The sequence below is a fragment of the Streptomyces sp. WAC05374 genome (assembly GCF_004353505.1).
Lineage (GTDB): Bacteria > Actinomycetota > Actinomycetes > Streptomycetales > Streptomycetaceae > Streptomyces.
This window is the reverse complement of record NZ_SMNQ01000003.1, coordinates 323,517-342,445: the sequence shown is the minus strand read 5'-3', so window position 1 is coordinate 342,445 and position 18,929 is coordinate 323,517. Positions and strand designations below refer to the sequence as shown.

Annotated in this window: 20 protein-coding genes; 10 read left to right on the top strand and 10 right to left on the bottom strand. The window is 73.8% G+C overall.

The annotated features are described in order from the left end of the window. Window positions 1–67: 67 nt before the first annotated feature. The 4 genes from E2B92_RS09175 (at window position 68) to E2B92_RS09160 (ending at window position 4,160) form a co-directional block, all read left to right on the top strand. On the top strand, window positions 68–1,258 hold the full coding sequence (locus E2B92_RS09175) for an amidohydrolase family protein (RefSeq protein ID WP_126884332.1): 1,191 nt from the start codon (window positions 68–70) through the stop codon (window positions 1,256–1,258). Further along, entirely contained in the window at window positions 1,258–2,391 is a 1,134-nt protein-coding gene (locus E2B92_RS09170; protein ID WP_126884333.1) for an acyl-CoA dehydrogenase family protein, read from the top strand. Before E2B92_RS09175 ends, E2B92_RS09170 begins: the two co-directional genes overlap by 1 nt. A 2-nt stretch (window positions 2,392–2,393) precedes the next feature. Continuing rightward, window positions 2,394–3,290: an acyl-CoA dehydrogenase family protein gene (locus E2B92_RS09165; RefSeq protein ID WP_133087461.1), complete on the top strand. Its 897-nt coding sequence runs from the start codon at window positions 2,394–2,396 to the stop codon at window positions 3,288–3,290. A 396-nt stretch (window positions 3,291–3,686) separates the two neighbouring features. Continuing rightward, a complete protein-coding gene (locus E2B92_RS09160) occupies window positions 3,687–4,160 on the top strand; it encodes an ATP-binding protein (protein ID WP_126884335.1) in 474 nt (157 codons plus the stop codon). A 251-nt stretch (window positions 4,161–4,411) separates the two neighbouring features. On the opposite strand, the gene E2B92_RS09155 is transcribed toward E2B92_RS09160, so the two are convergent. Continuing rightward, window positions 4,412–5,338, bottom strand: a complete 927-nt coding sequence (locus E2B92_RS09155) for a cyclase family protein (protein WP_126884336.1) — start codon at window positions 5,336–5,338, stop codon at window positions 4,412–4,414. 100 nt (window positions 5,339–5,438) lie between these two features. On the opposite strand from E2B92_RS09155, the gene E2B92_RS09150 reads away from it, so the two are divergent. The 3 genes from E2B92_RS09150 to E2B92_RS09140 are packed head-to-tail and all read left to right on the top strand — an operon-like array spanning window position 5,439 to window position 8,592. After that, entirely contained in the window at window positions 5,439–6,350 is a 912-nt protein-coding gene (locus tag E2B92_RS09150) for an SDR family oxidoreductase (protein ID WP_126884337.1), read from the top strand. 8 nt (window positions 6,351–6,358) lie between these two features. Further along, on the top strand, window positions 6,359–7,486 hold the full coding sequence (locus E2B92_RS09145; RefSeq protein ID WP_126884338.1) for an acyl-CoA dehydrogenase family protein: 1,128 nt from the start codon (window positions 6,359–6,361) through the stop codon (window positions 7,484–7,486). Further along, entirely contained in the window at window positions 7,483–8,592 is a 1,110-nt protein-coding gene (locus tag E2B92_RS09140; RefSeq protein ID WP_126884339.1) for a Zn-dependent alcohol dehydrogenase, read from the top strand. Before E2B92_RS09145 ends, E2B92_RS09140 begins: the two co-directional genes overlap by 4 nt. Here E2B92_RS09140 and E2B92_RS09135 read toward each other — a convergent pair. Continuing rightward, entirely contained in the window at window positions 8,547–9,539 is a 993-nt protein-coding gene (locus E2B92_RS09135; protein WP_133087460.1) for a GlxA family transcriptional regulator, read from the bottom strand. The two genes, E2B92_RS09140 and E2B92_RS09135, sit on opposite strands and share 46 nt — an antisense overlap. A 59-nt stretch (window positions 9,540–9,598) precedes the next feature. On the opposite strand from E2B92_RS09135, the gene E2B92_RS09130 reads away from it, so the two are divergent. Then, window positions 9,599–10,924: an MFS transporter gene (locus E2B92_RS09130; RefSeq protein WP_133087459.1), complete on the top strand. Its 1,326-nt coding sequence runs from the start codon at window positions 9,599–9,601 to the stop codon at window positions 10,922–10,924. Here E2B92_RS09130 and E2B92_RS09125 read toward each other — a convergent pair. The 4 genes from E2B92_RS09125 to E2B92_RS09110 form a co-directional block, all read right to left on the bottom strand. Then, window positions 10,914–11,498: a flavin reductase family protein gene (locus E2B92_RS09125; protein WP_126887753.1), complete on the bottom strand. Its 585-nt coding sequence runs from the start codon at window positions 11,496–11,498 to the stop codon at window positions 10,914–10,916. The genes E2B92_RS09130 and E2B92_RS09125 overlap by 11 nt on opposite strands. A gap of 19 nt (window positions 11,499–11,517) precedes the next feature. Further along, a complete protein-coding gene (locus E2B92_RS09120; protein WP_126887751.1) occupies window positions 11,518–12,315 on the bottom strand; it encodes an enoyl-CoA hydratase/isomerase family protein in 798 nt (265 codons plus the stop codon). Further along, window positions 12,306–14,528: an acetate--CoA ligase family protein gene (locus tag E2B92_RS09115; protein ID WP_126887750.1), complete on the bottom strand. Its 2,223-nt coding sequence runs from the start codon at window positions 14,526–14,528 to the stop codon at window positions 12,306–12,308. The genes E2B92_RS09120 and E2B92_RS09115 overlap by 10 nt, the downstream gene beginning before the upstream one ends. Window positions 14,529–14,619: 91 nt before the next feature. Continuing rightward, window positions 14,620–15,165: a hypothetical protein gene (locus E2B92_RS09110; RefSeq protein ID WP_126887749.1), complete on the bottom strand. Its 546-nt coding sequence runs from the start codon at window positions 15,163–15,165 to the stop codon at window positions 14,620–14,622. Between the two features lie 117 nt (window positions 15,166–15,282). On the opposite strand from E2B92_RS09110, the gene E2B92_RS09105 reads away from it, so the two are divergent. Together E2B92_RS09105 and E2B92_RS09100 are read left to right on the top strand one after the other, a co-directional pair. Next, complete coding sequence (locus tag E2B92_RS09105) at window positions 15,283–15,738, top strand: DoxX family protein (RefSeq protein WP_126887748.1); 456 nt, start codon at window positions 15,283–15,285, stop codon at window positions 15,736–15,738. After that, complete coding sequence (locus tag E2B92_RS09100) at window positions 15,735–16,157, top strand: Zn-ribbon domain-containing OB-fold protein (protein ID WP_126887747.1); 423 nt, start codon at window positions 15,735–15,737, stop codon at window positions 16,155–16,157. Before E2B92_RS09105 ends, E2B92_RS09100 begins: the two co-directional genes overlap by 4 nt. A gap of 56 nt (window positions 16,158–16,213) precedes the next feature. Here E2B92_RS09100 and E2B92_RS09095 read toward each other — a convergent pair whose 3' ends face one another. The 4 genes from E2B92_RS09095 to E2B92_RS09080 form a co-directional block, all read right to left on the bottom strand. Continuing rightward, window positions 16,214–16,879, bottom strand: a complete 666-nt coding sequence (locus E2B92_RS09095) for a hypothetical protein (RefSeq protein WP_126887746.1) — start codon at window positions 16,877–16,879, stop codon at window positions 16,214–16,216. A 59-nt stretch (window positions 16,880–16,938) separates the two neighbouring features. Next, a complete protein-coding gene (locus tag E2B92_RS09090) occupies window positions 16,939–17,247 on the bottom strand; it encodes a hypothetical protein (protein WP_126887745.1) in 309 nt (102 codons plus the stop codon). A 21-nt stretch (window positions 17,248–17,268) separates the two neighbouring features. After that, a complete protein-coding gene (locus E2B92_RS09085) occupies window positions 17,269–17,928 on the bottom strand; it encodes a GOLPH3/VPS74 family protein (protein ID WP_126887744.1) in 660 nt (219 codons plus the stop codon). Window positions 17,929–17,997: 69 nt separating this feature from the next. Further along, complete coding sequence (locus tag E2B92_RS09080; RefSeq protein WP_126887743.1) at window positions 17,998–18,849, bottom strand: helix-turn-helix domain-containing protein; 852 nt, start codon at window positions 18,847–18,849, stop codon at window positions 17,998–18,000. Window positions 18,850–18,929 lie beyond the last annotated feature (80 nt).

Below are 18,929 nucleotides of genomic sequence, written 5' to 3'. Positions count from 1 at the left end.
GGTCCAGGGGTGCGGGGCTAGCCTGCCGGACAGGAGCTGACGGAGTGTCAGAAAAGTGGGAGGCGTCATGACGGAACTGCCTCGGATCATCAGCGTCGACGACCATGTGATCGAACCGGCGCACCTCTTCGAGACCTGGCTCCCGGCCGCCTACCGCGACCGGGGGCCCAAGCCGCTGACCTGCGGGATCGGCGAGCTGGAGTACGTGGGCGGGAAGTACCGGATCACGATGGACCCCGACGGGCCGCCGGCCGACTGGTGGATCTACGAGGACCTCAGGTTCCCGTACAAGCGCAACATCGCCGCCGTCGGCTTCGACCGTGACGACATGACCCTCGAGGGCATCACCCGGGCGGAGATGCGGCCCGGCTGCTGGGACCCCGCCGAACGGCTCAAGGACATGGACCTCAACCACGTCGAGGCGTCCCTGTGCTTCCCCACCTTCCCCCGCTTCTGCGGGCAGACCTTCGCCGAGGCCAGGGACAAGGAGGTGGCCCTGGCCTGCGTCCGCGCCTACAACGACTGGATGGTGGAGGAGTGGTGCGGCGACAGCGGCGGACGGCTGATCCCGCTGTGCCTGATCCCGCTGTGGGACATCGGCCTCGCCGTCGCCGAGATCCGGCGCAACGCGGCCCGGGGCGTGCGGGCGGTCACCTTCAGCGAGATCCCCACGTACCTCGGCCTGCCGTCGATCCACTCCGGCTACTGGGACCCCTTCTTCGCGGTCTGCCAGGAGACCGGGACGGTCGTCAACATGCACATCGGGTCGTCCTCGCAGATGCCGGCCGCCTCCCCCGACGCCCCGCCCGCCGTCCAGGCCTCGCTGTCCTTCAACAACGCGATGGCGTCCCTCATGGACTTCCTCTTCTCCGGCGTCCTGGTGCGCTTCCCCGCCCTGAAGCTCGCCTACAGCGAGGGCCAGATGGGCTGGATCCCCTACGCGCTGGAGCGGGCCGACGACGTGTGGGAGGAGCACCGCGCCTGGGGCGGGGTCCGCGACCTGATCCCCGAGCCCCCGTCCACGTACTACTACCGGCAGGTCTTCTGCTGCTTCTTCCGCGACAAGCACGGCATCGCCTCGCTCGACGTGGTCGGCCGCGACAACGCCACCTTCGAGACCGACTACCCGCACGTCGACTCCACCTTCCCGCACACCAAAGAGGTCGCCCTCGACCACGTCAAGGGCCTGGACGACGAGACGACGTACAAGCTGATGCGCGGCAACGCCATCCGGATGCTCGGCCTGGACCTGGTCTGATGGACCTGGACACCAGCGAGGAGGACGAGGACTTCCGCGCCCGGCTGCGCACCTGGCTCGCCGCCGTGCTGCCCGGCCTGCCGCCCCCGCCCCACCCCGCCGACTGGCCGGGCCGCCGGGCCTACGACACGGCCTGGCAGCGCACGCTGTACGACGCCGGGTACGGCGACCCGCCCTGGGCCACCTCGCCCACCCGGCGGCTGGTCTTCCTGGAGGAGACCGAACTGGCCGGCGCGCCCTATGTGGGCGCCAACTTCGTCGGCCTGCTGCACGCGGGCCCCACCGTCGCCGCCGAGGGCACCCCCGGGCAGCGCGAGCGGTGGCTGGAGCCGATCCTGAGGGGCGAGGAGGTGTGGTGCCAGGGCTTCAGCGAGCCGGACGCGGGCTCCGACCTGGCCTCCCTGCGCACCCGGGCGGTCCGGGACGGCGACCGCTACCTGGTCACCGGCCAGAAGATCTGGACCTCCCACGCCGAGGTCGCCGACTGGTGCGAACTGCTGGTGCGCACCGACCCGAAGGCCCCCAGGCACCGGGGCCTGACCTGGCTGGCCATGCCCATGGACGCCCCAGGCGTCACCGTACGGCCGCTGCGGACCCTGACCGGGACGGCGGAGTTCGCCGAACTGTTCCTGGACGAGGTCCCCGTGCCCGTCGCCAACCGGGTGGGGGAGGAGAACGACGGCTGGCGGGTCACCATGGTCACCCTGTCGTACGAGCGCGGCACGGCGTTCGCCGGCGAGGTGGTGGCCTGCCGCCGGGTGCTCGGCGAGCTGGCGCGCGAGGCCCGCCGGAGCGGCCGCTGGGACGACCCCGTGCTCCGGCGCCGCCTGGGGCGGCTGGGCGCCGAGTTCCGCGCCCTGTGGCGGCTGGTGCGCTGGAACGTGAGCGAGGCGGAGGCGACCGGCTCGGCGCCCGGGACGGGCGGGTCGGTGTTCAAGCTGCGGTACTCGCACGCGCGCCAGGAGCTGTACGACGCCGCCGCCGAGGTGCTCGGCCCGGACGCACTGGACCTGGACCGGCGGTGGACCCACGACCGGCTGTCGTCGCTCTCGTACACCATCGCCGCCGGGACCTCGCAGATCCAGCGCGGCATCGTCGCCGAGCGCGTCCTCGGCCTGCCGAAGGGGCGATGAGGATGGCTTTCCGGCTCGACGACGACCGGCGGGCGCTGCGGCGGGGCGTGCGGGAACTGCTGCGGGGGCGGTTCGGGCGGGACGCCCTGCGCGAGGCCGTGGACACGGGCACGCTGGACCGGGCGCTGTGGCGGGAGCTGGGCGCGGCCGGGTTCTTCGCGCTGCGGCTGCCGGAGGAGGACGGCGGGGCGGGGCTGGGGCTGCCGGAGGCGGTGCTGGCGTTCGAGGAGGCCGGGCGGGCGCTGCTGCCCGGGCCGCTGGTCACCACCCACCTGGCGGCGGGGCACGTCGAGGGGGCGGCGGAGGGGGACGTGGTCGTCACCGCCGTGGACGGGACGCTGGTGGAGTGGCTGGACGCGGCCGACACCGTGCGGGGCGGCGGCGCGGAGGGTGCCCGGCCGGTGAGGTCTCTCGACCCGCTCACGCCGCTGCACCGGGTGCCGGGGGGCGGGGCGGTGGCGGCCGGCCCGGAGGCGGTCCTGCTCACGGCCGCCGAGCAGCTCGGGAGCGCCGGGCGCACGACGGAGATGGCGGCCCGGTACGCGCGGGAGCGCGAACAGTTCGGCCGGCCCATCGGCGCCTTCCAGGCGGTGGCCCACCTGTGCGCGGGCATGCTGGAGCGCACGGAGCTGGCGCGCGTGGCGGTGTACGCGGCCGCCGTCACCCGTGACCCGGTGGACGTCGCCGCCGCCAAGCTGCTGGCCGACGAGGCGGCGGTGCGCGGCGCCCGGGACTGCCTCCAGGTGTACGGCGGGATGGGCTTCACCTGGGAGGCCGAGGTGCACCTGCACCTGAAGCGGGCGTGGGTGCGGGAGCGGCGGTGGATGGGGACGGCGGAGGCGGAGGAGGTGTGCGCGGCGGCGCTTGCCACGGAGGGTGAGGCGTTCCCTCAAGGGTGAAGCGGTCACGCAGCGTTGATATCGGGTTGTTGCCTTGCGAGTACTCGTCACGGCCTGGAGTCGGCGCGTGGCTCCGGTACGCTCCGTGGGATGCGAGTGGTTCAGAGGCTGGGGCGTCCCGGTGTTGCCCGTGCGGCAGCCCCGCGCCCGGGAATGCCCGCCGCTCGTACCCCTCGGTGGCGCGGTGCGCCCCCCTGTTCGACTACCCGCAGTGTGCGTCGCACAGTATGCAGCACGCGTACTCCTTCGCGCTGGAATATGCCCGAAGCGCTTGTTGCGGTGACTGTACGTCAACCATGCTGTCCCACAAGGAAATCACGTTCAGTGACGACTGTTACTGCTGTGGTCACTGTGAGGCGCGAGGCGATGTGTCCGCCGGTTCGGATGGTGTGAGCGGTGCAGGTGCTTCAGGTGCAGTTGGAGATCGGCCCCGACCCAGCAGAGGTCGGTCGGGCCAGGAGATGGGCGCGATCACGGCTCGCCGGTTCCGGGATAGGGGATGACGAGCCACTGGCCGAGACGCTGGTGCTGCTCATCTCGGAGCTCGTCACCAACGCCGTGGTGCACACCGGGTGTCCGGCCGTGCTGCGGATGCTCTTCGGCGCGGGCGCGGCCGAGGCGGGAACGGTGCGGGTGGAGGTCGCCGACGCCAGTGCCCGCCCGCCGCGCCCTCGTCACGCCGACGGTGACGACACCAACGGCCGCGGCCTGGAGCTGGTCGACGGGCTCGCCGACCGGTGGGGCTGGCAGCGGGAGGGGGCCGGCAAGAGCATCTGGTGCGAGGTGGACAGGGGCGCACCGGTGGTGACAGGGGTGGTGCGTGAGCCGGGAGCATATGCGCCGTCGTGCGCTGTCACAAATCGGGCATAACGGGCCTATCCCTGAATAGGTGTTGACGGCTCGTATCCGTCTGATCACCCTTGGAGCAGCGATTCGTGGCGAGGGGACGCCGAGGGCTTGACGCCCTCGGCGAGTGCGGGTCGCGGCTCGGCGACGGCTCCTGATCAGGGCACTCGGGGTGATCGCGCCGGAGCCGGGTGGCGGCCGCCGTGCCGTGCTCGGGGTGCGCATGCGTGCGCCGCCACCCGGAGAAGACGCCGCAGCGCGCCCGACCGTGACCGTCACAGCACCGCCACCGGAGCCACCGGGGCTCCCGTGGCGCCCACGAAGGGCTCGGGTGTCGCGGACAGCAGGAACGCGTACCTCCGTTCCTGTGCACAGGCTGTGGACAGTTCCTCCAGGTTCCAGTTCTGACCCTGGAGCATGCCCATCTCCACCAGGTGCAGCGCGTGCACCGGCAGCCACAGGTCCCCGTGCTCGGGCGGGAAGACCTCGAAGGTGAGCGTGTCGTTGGCGACGGCCGCCACGTCGTGGGCGTGGAACCACTCCGGCGTACGCACCGACAGTCCCGGTGACGGGTGCCCGTACGCCTGCCGGTCGCCCGCCAGGTACACCTGGACCTGCCCCGTCCGGACGAGCACGATGTCTCCCGCCCGGACGTCCACCCCGCCGAACTCCGCCGCCTCGTCCAGGTCCTCCGGCGTCACGGCGTGGCCGCCCGGCAGCCGCTCGGCGCCCTTGGCGCGGGCCACGTCCAGCAGGACCCCGCGCGAGACGACGTGCCGTGCCGTGCCGATGCCGCTGAACGCGCTGCCCCCGTGCGGGGTGACCGAGGAGGCGGGCCGGCCGTTGTAGAGCACGCCCGAGTGCGAGACGTGGGTGAGCGCGTCCCAGTGGGTGCCCGCCTGGAGCCCGAGCGTCACCACGTCGTCGCTGGTCGCGACCGTACCGGGGCCGAACAGCTCCTGGTTGATCTGCGTCATGGCGTGCAGCGGGTTGACCCGGCCCGGTATCAGGCCCGTCTGGACCCCGTCCTGGCGCAGCTCCAGCGCCAGCGGCACGCGCCGCCCGGTGCGCACGGTCCGGGCGGCCTCCCGTACGGCCTCGTCGGTGATCAGGTTGAGCGTGCCCCGCTCGTCGTCCCCGCCCCAGCGGCCCCAGTTGTTGACGCGCGCGGCGATCTCGTGGAACGCGGCCGGCAGTGACATGGGGGCCTCCCGGGTCTTGTGCTCGCGTGTCTGACGGACCATAAAATCTAACGACCCGTCAGATATGGCGGAAGTGGTGGGCGCCGAAGGGGAGCCGGGCATGGGGAACTTCGTGGCAGGCAAGGTCGTCGCCGTGACCGGCGCCGGGCGGGGCATCGGCCGGGCCGTCGCCCTGGCCTGCGCCGCCGAGGGGGCACGGGTCGTCGTCAACGACTACGGCGTGTCCGTCGAGGGCGCGGAGCCCACCTCGCGGGTCGCGGCGGACGTCGTCGAGGAAATCGTCGCCGCGGGCGGCGAGGCCGTCGCCGTCGCCGACGACATCTCCACCATGGCGGGCGGGCAGCGCGTCGTGGACACCGCGCTCGCCGAGTACGGCCGGATCGACGGGGCCGTGTGCGTCGCCGGCATCCTGCGCGAACGGATGCTGTTCAACATGTCCGAGGACGAGTGGGACCCCGTCCTCGCCACCCACCTCAAGGGCACGTTCACCGTCTTCCGCGCCGCCTCCGCGGTGATGCGCAAGCAGGGCGGGGGCACCCTGATCGGGTTCACCAGCGGCAACCACCAGGGCTCGGTGTCCCAGGCCAACTACTCCGCCGCCAAGGGCGGGATCATCTCGCTGGTCCGCAGCGCCGCCCTCGGCCTGCACAAGTACGGCGTCACGGCCAACGCCGTCGCCCCCGTCGCCCGGACCCGCATGTCGGCGGGCGTGCCCATGGAGCTCAAGGAGATCGGTGACCCCGAGGACGTCGCCGCGCTCGTCGTCTACCTGCTCTCCGACCGGGCCCGCGCCGAGCGGATCACCGGGCAGGTCTACACGGTCGCCGGGCCCAAGATCGCGGTGTGGGCGCAGCCGCGCGAGCTGAGGGCGGCGTACGCCCACGAGCCGTGGACGCCCGAGCGGATCGCCGACGTCCTGCCCGGGACGGTCGGCACCGACCCCATGCCGCTGCTGGAGCGACTGGAGCAGATGGCCAGGGCGGCGGCCGCGGGCGCCCGCCCGAACGCGTAGGGCCGGACATGGACTTCGCGTTCGGGGCGGAGGACGAGGACTTCCGGGCCGAGGCCCGGCGGTGGCTGGAGGCGCATCCCGCCGGGGAGGGCGGCCGGGCCTGGGAACGCAAGCTGGGCGCGGACGGCTGGATCGGGCTCGGGTGGGGGTCCGGCGGGTACGGCAACCGGACGGCCACGCTCACCCAGCAGGTCGTGTGGGCCGAGGAGTACGCCCGCGCGGGGGCGCCCGGCCGGACCGGGCACATCGGGGAGAAGCTCCTCGCGCCCACCCTGCTGGCGTACGGGGACGAGGAGCAGAAGGACCGGTTCCTGCCCGCCGTCGCCCGGGGCGAGGAACTGTGGTGCCAGGGCTACAGCGAGCCGGGCGCCGGGTCGGACCTGGCGGCGCTGCGCACCCGTGCCGAGCGGGACGGGCGCGGCCACCGGGTCAGCGGCCACAAGATCTGGACCTCCCTCGCGCACGAGGCCGACTGGTGCTTCGTGCTGGCCAGGACGGAGGCGGGCACACGGCGCCACCACGGGCTGTCCTTCCTGCTGGTGCCGATGGACCAGCCGGGCCGGATCGAGGTGCGGCCCATCCGCCAGATGACCGGGACCAGCGAGTTCAACGAGGTCTTCTTCGACGGGGCGAAGGCCCCCCACGTCGTGGGCGGGGAGGGGAACGGCTGGCGGGTCGCCATGGGGCTGCTGGCCGTGGAGCGGGGCGTGTCCACGCTGGTGCAGCAGATCGGTTTCGAGGCGGAGCTGGGGCGGGTGCTGCGGCTGGCCGTGGAGAGCGGGGCGGTCACCGATCCCGTACTGAGGGACGCCCTGGTGCGGCAGTGGGCGGAGCTGCGCGTCATGCGGTGGAACGCGCTGCGGACGCTGGGGGACGCCGGTGACGCGGGCGCGCCCAGCGTGGCCAAGCTGCTGTGGGGCCGCTGGCACCAGCGGCTGGGCGAGCTGGCGATGGCCGTGCGGGGCGCGGCGGGCGCGACCGGGCCGGGGGAGTGGTCGCCGGGCGCGTACGCCCTCGACGACCTCCAGCGCATGTTCCTGTTCAGCCGGGCCGACACCATCTACGGCGGCTCGGACGAGATCCAGCGCACCATCATCGCCGAGCGGGTGCTCGGCCTGCCCAAGGAGCCGATGTGAAGGGTGTCGTGTTCGACGGTGAGCGGGCGCGGGTCGTCGACGACCTGACCGTGCGCGACCCCGGGCCGGGCGAGGTGCTGGTGGCGATCGCGGCGGCCGGGCTGTGCCACAGCGACCTGTCGGTGATCGACGGGACGATCCCCTTCCCGGCGCCGGTGGTCCTCGGGCACGAGGGCGCGGGCGTCGTGGAGGCCGTGGGGGCGGGCGTGACGCATGTGGCGCCGGGCGACCACGTGGCCCTGTCGACGCTGGCGAACTGCGGGGCGTGCGCCGACTGCGACCGGGGGAGGCCGACGATGTGCCGAATGGCGATCGGCCGGCCGGGGACACCGTTCGCACGGCGCGGGCGGCCGGTGTACCAGTTCGCGTCCGCCTCGGTCTTCGCGGAGCGGACCGTGGTCAAGGCCGTGCAGGCGGTACGGATACCGAAGGACGTGCCGCTCGGCTCCGCCGCGCTCCTCGGTTGCGCGGTGCTCACCGGTGTCGGGGCCGTGCTGAACCGTGCCCGGGTCGGGCGCGGCGAGAGCGTCGTCGTCATCGGCACCGGCGGGATCGGCCTCAACGTGCTCCAGGGCGCGCGGCTCGCGGGCGCCGCCGTGATCGTGGCGGTCGACGTGCGGGCCGACAAGGAAGCGGTGGCGCGGAGGTTCGGGGCCACCCACTTCCTGGACGACGTGCACACCGTGCGCGGGGTGCTGCCCGGCGGCGCCGACCACGTCTTCGAGTGCGTCGGCCACCCCGGGCTCGTCCGCGAGGCGATCGGCCTCCTCGACCGGCACGGGCAGGCCGTCCTCCTCGGCATGACCGCCCCCACCGACGAGGCCTCCTTCCCGCCCGCCGCGATGTTCCTCGACAAAGCGGTCCTCGGCTGCCGGTACGGCAGTTCCCGGCCCCAGCACGACATCCCCCTGTACGCGGGGCTGTACGAACGGGGCGCGCTGCTGCTCGACGAGCTGGTGACACGGACGTACCCGCTGGAGGACTTCGCCGGGGCGGCGGACGACGCCCACCACGGGCGGGTGGCGCGGGCGGTGCTCATCTTCGGGCAGGCCGGCGGGGCTCAGCCCGTCCCGTTCCGCGCGGCGGTGCGGAAGGTGCGGCGGTAGACGGTGGGCGGCACGCCCAGGGTGGCCTGCAGGTGCTGGCGCATCGACTGGGCGGTGCCGAACCCGGCGTCCCGGGCCACCTGGTCGACCGGCAGGTCCGTGGACTCCAGCAGGTGCCGGGCGCGCTCCACCCGCTGCTGGGTGAGCCACTGGCCGGGGCTGATGCCCACCTCCTCGCGGAACCGGCGCGTGAACGTCCGCACGCTCATCGCCTCCCTGCGCGCCATGTCCCGGAGCTGGATCGGCTCGTGGAGGCGCTCCAGCGCCCAGGCGCGAGCCGTGGTGGTGGTCGCGAACTGGGGGTCCGGGACGGGGCGGTGGACGTACTGGGCCTGGCCGCCGTCCCGGTACGGCGGTACGACGGTGCGGCGCGCGACCTCGTTGGCGACGGCCGCCCCGTGGTCGCGGCGCACGATGTGCAGGCACAGGTCGATGCCGGCGGCGACCCCGGCGGAGGTGAGCACGTCGCCGTCGTCGATGAACAGGACGTCCGCGTCGACCCTGATGGACGGGAACAGCCGCTGGAAGTGCTCGGCGGAGGACCAGTGGGTCGTCGCCGGGCGCCCGTCGAGGAAACCGGCGGCGGCCAGGACGTACCCGCCGGTGCAGATGGACACCAGCCGGGTGCCGGGCCGGACGTGGTCGAGCGCGGCGGCCAGCTCGTCGGTGAGCCTGCCCTCCGCGTACACCGGGCCGAGCTCGTACGAGGCGGGCACGACGACCGTGTCGGCGGTGGCGAGGGCCTCGGGGCCGTGGTCGACGGAGATGAGGAAGTCCGCGTCGGTTGCGACCGGTCCCGCGGCCACGCCACAGGTCACGATCTCGTACAGCGGGTGCCCCTCGGAGTCCTTGGCCCGGCCGAAGATGCGGTGCGGTATGCCCAGCTCAAAGGGGAGGAGCCCGTCGAGGGCGAGAACGACGACGCGGTGCGGGACAGGCTGGTCCATGGCCCGATCCTAGCGAACGGTGTCATCCGGGCCACTGGTACGGTGCCGGGCCGCTCGCGATGCTGTCGGACGTGACCCAGACGAGCCCCGCCCCCGTCCCGGCCGCGCCGGCCCCCGGCACGCCGCCCGCCCGCACGCCCCGTGTCCACCGCGCCTGGTACGTCGCCGCCGTCACGTTCGTGACGATCATCGGCGCGGCCGCCTTCGTCTCCCTGCCGGGGCTGCTGATCGAGCCGTTGCACCGGGAGTTCGACTGGTCGCGCGGCACCATCGGCTTCGCCGTCTCGGTCAACCTCGCCCTGTACGGACTGACGGCGCCGTTCGCCGCCGCCCTGATGGACCGGTTCGGCATCCGGCGGGTCGTGGCGCTGGCGCTGACGGTCATCGCGACCGGCTCGCTGCTCACCGTGTGGATGACGGCGGCCTGGCAGCTCGTCCTGTACTGGGGCGTCCTCGTCGGGCTCGGCGGCGGCTCCATGGCGCTGGCCTTCGCGGCGACGGTCACCAACCGGTGGTTCAGCGCCCGGCGCGGGCTGGTGACCGGCATCCTCACCGCCGCGGGCGCCTCCGGGCAGCTCGTCTTCCTGCCGCTGCTGTCCTGGCTCGTCACGCACCACGGCTGGCGCCCGGCCGCCGTCACGGTCGCCCTGTCCGCGCTCGCCGTCGTCCCGTTCGTCTGGCTCCTGCTGCGCGACCACCCCGCCGACGTGGGGCTGAAGCCGTACGGTGCCACCGACTTCGTCCCCAGGCCCGCGCCCGCGCCGGGCGCCGCGCGCCGCGCGGTCACCGTGCTGCTCTCCGCCGCCCGCACCGGGCCCTTCTGGCTGCTCGCCGGCACCTTCGCCATCTGCGGCGCCTCCACCAACGGCCTGGTCAAGACCCACTTCGTGCCCGCCGCCCACGACCACGGGATGCCCATGACGGCCGCCGCGTCGCTCCTCGCGGTGATCGGGGTCTTCGACGTCGTCGGCACCATCGCCTCCGGCTGGTTCACCGACCGCTTCGAGGCCCGGCGGCTGCTCGCCGTGTACTACGCGCTGCGCGGCGTCTCGCTGCTCTTCCTGCCGATGCTGCTGGCGCCGTCGGTGCACCCGCCGATGATCTTCTTCATCGTCTTCTACGGGCTCGACTGGGTCGCCACCGTGCCCCCGACGATCGCCCTGTGCCGCGAGCACTACGGGGACGACTCGGCGATCGTCTTCGGCTGGGTGCTCGCCTCCCACCAGGTGGGCGCGGCCGTGGTCGCCTTCGCGGGCGGCGTGGCCCGGGACGCCTTCGGCTCCTACGACGTCGTCTGGTACGCCTCGGGCGCCCTGTGCGCGGCCGCCGCCCTGATGGCCCTGGTGATCAGGAGGCGCCGGCCCGTCACGTCGCTCATTCCGTGAACCGGCCGAACCTGCCCCGGTGGAACAGCAGCGGCGCGACCTCGTCCGAGGCGCCCAGCGCCCGGACCCGGCCCACCACGATCAGGTGGTCGCCGCCCGTGTGCACCGCGTGGACGGCGCAGTCCACCCACGCCGGGACGCCCACCAGGCGCGGCGAACCGGTCGCCGGTGCCGCCTCGTACGCGACACCGGCGAACTTGTCCGCCCCCGTCGCCCCGCTGACCGCGAACCCCCGGCACAGGTCCGCCTGGCCGGCGCCCAGGACGTTCACGCAGAACGCGCCGGCCCGCGCGATGCGGGGCCAGGTCGACGACGTACGCCCCACCATGAAGGCGACCAGGGGCGGGTCGAGCGACAGGGAGGCGAAGGACTGGCAGGCGAAGCCCGTGGGGCCCTCGCCGTCGTGCGCCGCGACCACGGTGACCCCGGACGCGAAGTGCCCGAGGACGCGGCGGAACTCGGCCGGGTCGACGGACCGCCGCTCGTCGTCGCGCACCGCCCGCAGCAGCGGCGGTGCCGTCCCCGCGGTGGGCGCCCCGGCCGAACGGAGGTAGCGGACGGCGGTGGCGGCCATCCCGGCGTGACCCATCACGTCAGTTCCCCCTGAAGCGGGGCGTGCGGCGGGCCACGAAGCCCGCCACGCCCTCGTTGGCGTCGTGCGTGGTCATGGTGATCTCCTGTGCGGCCGCCTCGGCGGCGAACGCGGTGGCCCGGTCGGTGTCCAGCGAGGCGTTGACGAGCTGCTTGGTGAGGGCGAGGGCGCGGGTCGGGCCGGTGGCGAGACGTTCCGCCCAGGCGCGGGCGGTCTTCTCCAGCTCGTCGTCGGGCACGACCCGGTTCACCAGCCCCATCCGCTCGGCGTCCCGCGCCGGCACCGCGTCGCCGAAGAACATCAGCTCCTTCGCCCGCTGCGGCCCGACCAGGCGCGGCAGCAGATACGCGCCCCCGCCGTCCGGGACCAGGCCCCGGCGGACGAACACCTCGATGAACCGCGCGGATTCGGCCGCCAGCACCAGGTCGCACGCGAACGCCAGATGCGCGCCGATCCCGGCGGCCGTGCCGTTCACCGCCGCGATCACCGGCTTCTCGCAGTCGAGCACGGCGGCGATCAGGCGCTGCGCCCCCAGCCGGACGGTCCTCGCCACGTCCCCCGCGACCCGCTCGGCGCCCGTGGCCGCGGCGGCCCGCAGGTCGGCACCGGCGCAGAAGCCCTTCCCGGTGGCGGTGAGGACCACGGCCCGTACGCCGGGGTCGGCGGACGCCCCGTCGAGCAGCGCGACGAGCCGGTCCCGCTGGTCCGGCGTGAGCGCGTTCAGCGCCTCGGGCCGGTTGAGCGTGATCCACGAGACCCCGCCGCCCACGGTGTGGAGCACCGGCCCGGTCACCGGCACACCGCCAGGGCGTCCAGCGCCACCGCGCCCTGTCCCCGCTCCAGCACCACCAGCGGGTTGATGTCCAGCTCCGCCAGCGCACCGCCCAGTTCCAGCGCCATCCGCTGCACCCGCAGCACCACTTCCACGAGCGCGTCCACGTCCCTCGGCGGCGCCCCCCGCACCCCGTCCAGCAGGGCCCGCCCGCGCAGTTCCCCGAGCATGGCCCGTGCCTGGTCCTCGCCGAAGGGCGGTACGCGCACGGCGGTGTCCCCCAGCACCTCCACCAGCACACCGCCCAGTCCCACGGTGACGGTCGGGCCGAACACCTCGTCGTGCGTCACCCCCACCATCATCTCGACGCCCGGGTCGACGAGCTGGCAGACCAGGACGCCGTCCAGCTCGGCGCCTTCGCAGCGGGCGATGTCGGTCAGCTCGCGGTAGGTGTCGCGGACCTGGCTCGCGGACGTCAGCCCGAGCCTGACCAGGCCCAGTTCGGTCTTGTGGGCGAGCTGGGGGGCGGACGCCTTCATCACCACCGGGTACCCCACCAGGCTCGCCGCCCGTACGGCCGCCGCCGCGCTGGTCACGAGCTGCTCGCGCGGGACGCGGATGCCGTACGCCCGCAGGAGCTGCTTGGCCGCGTGCTCGCTCAGGCGGTGGCCGGGGCGCAGCAGCGCCTGCGCCTTGCGGTACGAGGGGGAGGGGGTGCGCGGCGCCTCGTCGAAGGGCGAGCGGTAGGCCCGGGTGAAACGGTGGTGGTCCAGGTAGGCCCGGACGGCGGTGACGCAGTTGCCGAAGGTGCGGAAGGTGGCGACCCGGGAGGAGCCGAGGAGCGTGTCGCGGTAGGCGGACTCGGTGCCGACGGGCGAGCCCCACACCACGCACACCAGCTTGTCCGTCTCCTCGGCCGCGTCCACCAGGTCCCGCGCCAGCCTGTCGCTCATGGGCGGGAAGGGGCCGGTGATCGGGCAGATCAGGACGCCGACGTCCGGGTCGGCGAGCAGGGCGTCGATGATCTTCCGGCCGCGTGCGTCGCCGACCGGGTGGCCGCCGTTGTCGACCGGGTTGGAGACGTTCAGGTCGCCGGGTATCCACTGGTGCAGCTCGTCCTGCCGGGCCTGCGACAGCCGTGGCAGCCGGAGCCCGGCCGCCGTGGCGAGGTCCGCGAAGTGGGCGCCCGTGCCGCCGGAGATCGCGTACACCACCACGCCGTCGGTGACCGGCGGGCGGGCCCGCGCGAGGAGGGTGGCGGTGTCCTGGAGTTCATCGAGGGCGTCGACCCTGATCACGCCGGACTGCCGCAGGGCCGCGTCCACCACCCGGTCCGACCCGGTCAGCTTGCCCGTGTGGGAGGCGGCCGACCGGGCGCCGGCAGCGGTGCGGCCGACCTTGACGGCGACGACGGGCACCCCGCGCCGGGCTGCCCGGTCGGCGGCGAGCAGGAAGGCGCGCCCGTCCCTGATGCCCTCCAGGTAGCAGGCGACGGCGCCCACTTCGGGGCGCTCGGCGAAGTAGGAGAGGAAGTCGGCGGCCTCCAGGTCGGCCTCGTTGCCGGTGGGCGCCCAGTGGGAGAGGCGTACGCCCAGCTCCTGGAGGGCGTACAGCGGGCGGCCCTGGTGGCCGGACTGGGTGATCAGGGCGATCGCGGGCCCCTCGAGGTCCTCGCGGAACTCCTCGAAGGCGTTCAGGTTGGTGTTGGGCCCCAGCAGCCGTACCCCGGCGCGCTCGGCGGCGGCCGCGAGCCGGTCCTGGGCGGCGGCGCCCGCCGTGCCGGTCTCGGCGAAACCGGAGGCGAAGGCCACGGCGAACCGCGCCTTGGCGGCGCCGAGCCGCTCGACGACCGGCAGCGGGTCGGCGACCAGGAGCACGGCGACGTCGACCGGTTCGGGCAGGTCGGCCACGGAGGGCACGCAGGGCAGCCCGAAGACCGTCCGGCGGCCGGGGTGCACCGGGTACAGGTGGGCGCCGACCCGCTGGGACCAGCGCAGGAGCTGCCGGGTGATCCCGGCGTTGGGGCGGCCTTCGGTGTCCGACGCCCCGACGACGGCGACGGACTCGGGCCGGAAGAGCCGGTCCAGGTCCGGCACGGGGGCGTGCAGGGGGCGGCCGCTGACGTCCACGTCGCCCTCGACGGCGGCGCTGCCGTGGACGGCGCCGCCGGTGGCCGGCCCGCAGGCCACCACGCGGGCGCGGAGATCGGTGGTGAGGGTGCCGTGGGTCGATCCAAGCATCGTTCCGCCGCTCCTGCTCCGTGGGGGCTGTGATCTGACGCACTGTCAGATTAGCGAACCGGCGCCCGGTCAGGAACGGCCCGAACGGTGCTCAATCCACCTCGGCCCGCTCCCAGGCCCGCGGCCAGTTGCCCGGCGGCGGCGGGGGCCCCGCGATGCCGAGGTCCCGCCGCGCGCGGGCGTAGAAGGCGTCGCGCGCCCGGCTCACCCGCTGCACGGCCTCCGCCCAGCCCTCGGGGTCGTCCTTCAGCCCGCGCGCGTACAGCTCCACGTTCCACACGGCCTCGTGCCAGGTGCGGGCCGCGCCGATGGTCTCGGCGTCCCCGACCAGCAGGACCGACTCCCACTCCGCCGCCCGCCGCGACTCCGCCTCCGCGAGCTGGGGCAGCCCCTCCTCGGGCGGCAGCGGGTCCGTGACGTGCTCGAAGCCCCGGTCGGCGCCGATGCGCTGCGCGATGCGTATCTGCGCCTTCAGGGTGTTCGCGTAGCTCGCGTACGTCTGGAACCTCTGCGCGTCCCAGCGTTCCGCCCGCGCCCGCCGCCAGCGGCTGCGCTCCGTGAGGCTCGCGGCCACATAGGAGCCGACGGCTCCCACGACCACGCCGATCAGAGCCGGGGCCTGATCCCAGAAAGCCATCCATCCCCCTGTGTCGCGTACGTGCCGGTCCAGGAGCACGATGCCGGGCCCCCTTGCGCACCGTCCACGGAACCGCTGAACTGACGTACCGTCAGATACTCGCGGGAGGGGTCCCGAATGCAGACCGTCTGGCTCAGCGGCGCCGAATGGCTCGCCGTCCTGCGCATCGGCCTCGGCCTGTGGTGGCTGGAGAGCTGGCGCCACAAGGACAGGAAGGGCTGGTTCGAGCGCGGCACGGGCATCGCCTGGGCGGCCGACGTCGCCGGCAAGCACCGCTGGGCGGTGGTGCGCACCGGCTTCGACAGGGTCGTCGCACCCCGGCCCCGGCTGATGGCCCACGTCGTCGTGTACGCCGAACTCGCCCTCGGTCTCGGGCTGGTCACCGGCTTCCTCACCCCGGTCGCCCTGATCGGCGGACTCGTCCTCAACCTCCTGTACCTCACGCTCATGATCCACGACTGGGCCGAGCAGGGGCAGAACGCGATGATGGCCCTGATCTCGCTCGTCGCCCTGTTCGCGGTGGCGTGGCAGACCTGGTCCCTCGACCACGCCATCGGCTGGCTGGGCGCATGAACCCCGCCCGGCCCGACATCGACGCCTTCACCCGCCCCTACTGGGACGCCGCGGCCGAGGGCCGGCTCCTGATCCGGCGGTGCGGCGCCTGCGGACGGCCCCACCACTACCCGCGCGAATTCTGCCCGCACTGCTGGAGCGACGACGTCACCTGGGAGCGTGCGAGCGGCCGCGCCACGCTCTACACCTGGTCGGTCGTCCACCGCAACGACCTGGCCCCCTTCGCCGGGCGTACGCCCTACACGGCGGCCGTCGTCGACCTCGCCGAGGGCCCGCGCATGATGACCGAGGTCGTCGACTGCCCGGAGGCGGACCTGCGCATCGGCATGGCCCTCACGGTCGCCTTCCGCGCGGAGCCGGACGGCGAGGTCATCGTGCCGGTCTTCATCCCCCGCGCGCCACGCACGACTGCGCCATGACCACCTCGTGCAGCGGCACCGGGTCGACGAACTCGCCCACCACTGAACCGGCGGCGTCAGCCGCAGTCGCGGACCGGGCAGAGGTCGACGCGGGTGACGCCCGGGAGGCTCTCGATCTCCCGCTTCAGGGCCGCCCGCCGCTCCTCGGGGAGGCCGTCGGGGAAGCGGACGTCCAGGTAGTGCTCGTCCTCGTGCGCGGTGCCCGTCACGCTGGTCGCCCCGTACCGCTTCAGGTGTGCGTCGTGGTTCCCGAGCTCGTCGTAGAACGCGTCGGGATCGGTCACCGCCCGGTAGGTGTGGGGTTCCGCCATGGCGGGGGCGGCGTGGATGCGCCAGACGAACAGGCCGGTGGCGGTGAGGAGCCCCGCCATCACCAGCCCGCCCGCCGTGCCCAGGACCTTCGCGGTGACCGGCCGTCTGCGCGGATCGGCGAAGGCGGCCAGGAGCAGGAGCAGGGCGGACGGCCAGAAGACGAACATGCCGGCCAGGAAGCCCAGAAGTCCCCACGCCAGGAGGAACAGTCCCGTGATCGCGCAGGCGCGGGTGAAGGCCGTGGGGCGGCGCGGCAGGAACAGGGGGACCATCACGGACAGGGCCGTCAGGATGTGCAGCGGGAAGACGTAGCTGGTCAGCGTCAGCAGAAGACCCGGCAGGGTGGCGATCACCGCGCCCGCCGCGAGCGCGCGCCGGAGCCCGTGCACGCGCGTACTCACTGGCCCCATGGGAACCCTCCTGGCTTGAACGCGTTCAATTGAACGCGTTCAAGCTATCCCATGGCCGGTCAGCGTTCGAGGTCCGGGTATCCCCAGTCGAGGGTGAGCTTCGCCTCGGGTGCGACCTCGTCGACCGCGAACTTCACATAGCTCTCGAATTGCGGCTGCCAGAGATGGAAGCGGGTGATGCTCAGCGGGAAGTCGGTCTCGCCCGACACGAAGGCCGTCCCGTCCTCGTCCCAGGCGACGCCGAGGTTCACCTGGTCCTGGACGCGCTCGTCCTCCATGACCTCGTCCAGGGACCGCACCACCTCCCGCGCCTGTGCCTCGTCCTTCAAGCCGGTGACGGCGAGCGTAAAAGTGATGTTGACGGACATGGCTGAAGCGTACGAGGCGGCTCAGAGCACCGTGACGGTGGTGGCCACCGTGACCGCCACCATCGCGGCCTGCATGTTCCGGATGGCCTCGCGCACGCCGTCACCCGCCCACTGGCCGTCGGCGATCTTCGCCATGCGGGGCGCGACCAGTTTGCGGGGAACGTCCGGGAATGCCAGCCGGTACAGCTTGGCGGCGTGCAGCAGGGCGACCAGCCCGGAGGTGCGGTCGTCCGGCTCCATGCCGTGCACGACCACCGACGTCAGCCGGGCCCGCAGCTCGCGCTCCACCGAACCGTCCGCCTCGGGGTAGCGGCGCACCGGGAAGAGCCCGAGCACCTTGCCGCGCTCCTCCGTGACGAGGCCCCGCGCGCACAGGCTCTCCACCGTCGCGGCGACCGCCTTGGACTGGTCCTTGGTCAGCCAGTCGGCCACCTTGCGCCGGCTCTTGCGCCGCGTCCACTCCTCGAGCCGCTCGAGGCGGCCGTCCAGCAGGGCGGTGCCGGTGGGCGTCGTGTCGGTCACCTCCAGGCGGCCGTCGGCCACGGTCACCCGCCCCGCCATGGCCAGCTCCAGCAGGATGCCGCCCGCCACCGCCCAGCCGGCCGACTGCCGTTCCTTCGCGGCGCCCGACTCGTCGTCCAGCGACAGCAGTGCGATGTCCTCGGCCAGCGTGACGGTCATGCCTTCTCCCCCTGCTCGGTGTGCGGTCATACCTGTCGACGCGCGGACGGCCCGCGGGGTTCCGCCCGGTCAGCCCGACACCGCGCGCAGGGCGCCCGGGCGGCGCCCGGTCAGCCCGTCCAGGGCCGAGGCGGTGGCATCGTCGGCGGGCAGGTGGACGATCAGCCGCTGGTCGTCGTCGGCGGGCAGCTCCAGCGTCTCGTACGCCAGCCGCAGCGCCCCCGCCTCCGGGTGCGCGAACCGGGTGATGCCCGTCGCCGCCGGGAGCCCCGGCAGCCGCTCCACCCGGCCGGTGAACTCCGCACCGGCCGTCACGGTCAACTCGTCCGCCAGCGCCGCCACATGCGGGTCAACCCGGAACGGGCCCTGCTTCAGCGCGGCGACCTGCTCGTCGGCGACCCGGTCCCAGTCGGGGAAGGTGGCACGCGCCCGCTCGTCGCCGAAGACGAACCGGGCGAGATTCGGCGGGGTGCCGTCCAGCAGCCCCACGGGCCGGGCGAGCCGGTCGTACCCGTCCGTCCAGGCCAGCAGGTCGCCGATCCGGTTCACCAGCACCGCCGGGGCCGGCTCCAGGCGGTCCAGCAGGGCCCGTACGGTCGGCCGCACCGTCAGCGCCGGTGCCGCCCCGCCCGTGCAGAGCCCTCCGCCCTGGTTCTTGGTCAGCCGGTGCAGGTGTATCCGCTCGCTCGCCGTCAGCCGCAGCGCCTCCGCCAGCGCGGCCACGACCTGTGGCGACGGGTGCCGGTCGCGGCCCTGTTCCAGACGGGTCACGTACTCGACGCTCACCCCGGCCAGGGTGGCCAGCTCCGCCCGGCGCAGTCCCGGGGTGCGGCGGCGCGACCCGGCCGGCAGGCCCACCTCGGCGGGCGTGACCGCCTCGCGGCGCGTACGCAGGAACAGCCCCAGTTCGTTGTCGCTCACCCGGCCGACGCTAGCAGCGGGCGCGGCCGCGGATCGTGGCCCCGTCACTACCAGTCTCGGCCCGGCCTTCCTGGTACCCG

What these genes read in the sequence shown, in the direction of transcription:
- E2B92_RS09175 (WP_126884332.1), top strand. Translation starts at nt 68, where the DNA reads ATGACGGAACTGCCTCGGATCATCAGCGTCGACGACCATGTGATCGAA.
- E2B92_RS09170 (WP_126884333.1), top strand. Translation starts at nt 1,258, where the DNA reads ATGGACCTGGACACCAGCGAGGAGGACGAGGACTTCCGCGCCCGGCTG.
- E2B92_RS09165 (WP_133087461.1), top strand. Translation starts at nt 2,394, where the DNA reads ATGGCTTTCCGGCTCGACGACGACCGGCGGGCGCTGCGGCGGGGCGTG.
- E2B92_RS09155 (WP_126884336.1), bottom strand. Translation starts at nt 5,338, where the DNA reads ATGTCACTGCCGGCCGCGTTCCACGAGATCGCCGCGCGCGTCAACAAC.
- E2B92_RS09150 (WP_126884337.1), top strand. Translation starts at nt 5,439, where the DNA reads ATGGGGAACTTCGTGGCAGGCAAGGTCGTCGCCGTGACCGGCGCCGGG.
- E2B92_RS09145 (WP_126884338.1), top strand. Translation starts at nt 6,359, where the DNA reads ATGGACTTCGCGTTCGGGGCGGAGGACGAGGACTTCCGGGCCGAGGCC.
- E2B92_RS09135 (WP_133087460.1), bottom strand. Translation starts at nt 9,539, where the DNA reads ATGGACCAGCCTGTCCCGCACCGCGTCGTCGTTCTCGCCCTCGACGGG.
- E2B92_RS09130 (WP_133087459.1), top strand. Translation starts at nt 9,599, where the DNA reads ATGCTGTCGGACGTGACCCAGACGAGCCCCGCCCCCGTCCCGGCCGCG.
- E2B92_RS09125 (WP_126887753.1), bottom strand. Translation starts at nt 11,498, where the DNA reads ATGGCCGCCACCGCCGTCCGCTACCTCCGTTCGGCCGGGGCGCCCACC.
- E2B92_RS09115 (WP_126887750.1), bottom strand. Translation starts at nt 14,528, where the DNA reads ATGCTTGGATCGACCCACGGCACCCTCACCACCGATCTCCGCGCCCGC.
- E2B92_RS09110 (WP_126887749.1), bottom strand. Translation starts at nt 15,165, where the DNA reads ATGGCTTTCTGGGATCAGGCCCCGGCTCTGATCGGCGTGGTCGTGGGA.
- E2B92_RS09105 (WP_126887748.1), top strand. Translation starts at nt 15,283, where the DNA reads ATGCAGACCGTCTGGCTCAGCGGCGCCGAATGGCTCGCCGTCCTGCGC.
- E2B92_RS09100 (WP_126887747.1), top strand. Translation starts at nt 15,735, where the DNA reads ATGAACCCCGCCCGGCCCGACATCGACGCCTTCACCCGCCCCTACTGG.
- E2B92_RS09095 (WP_126887746.1), bottom strand. Translation starts at nt 16,879, where the DNA reads ATGGGGCCAGTGAGTACGCGCGTGCACGGGCTCCGGCGCGCGCTCGCG.
- E2B92_RS09090 (WP_126887745.1), bottom strand. Translation starts at nt 17,247, where the DNA reads ATGTCCGTCAACATCACTTTTACGCTCGCCGTCACCGGCTTGAAGGAC.
- E2B92_RS09085 (WP_126887744.1), bottom strand. Translation starts at nt 17,928, where the DNA reads ATGACCGTCACGCTGGCCGAGGACATCGCACTGCTGTCGCTGGACGAC.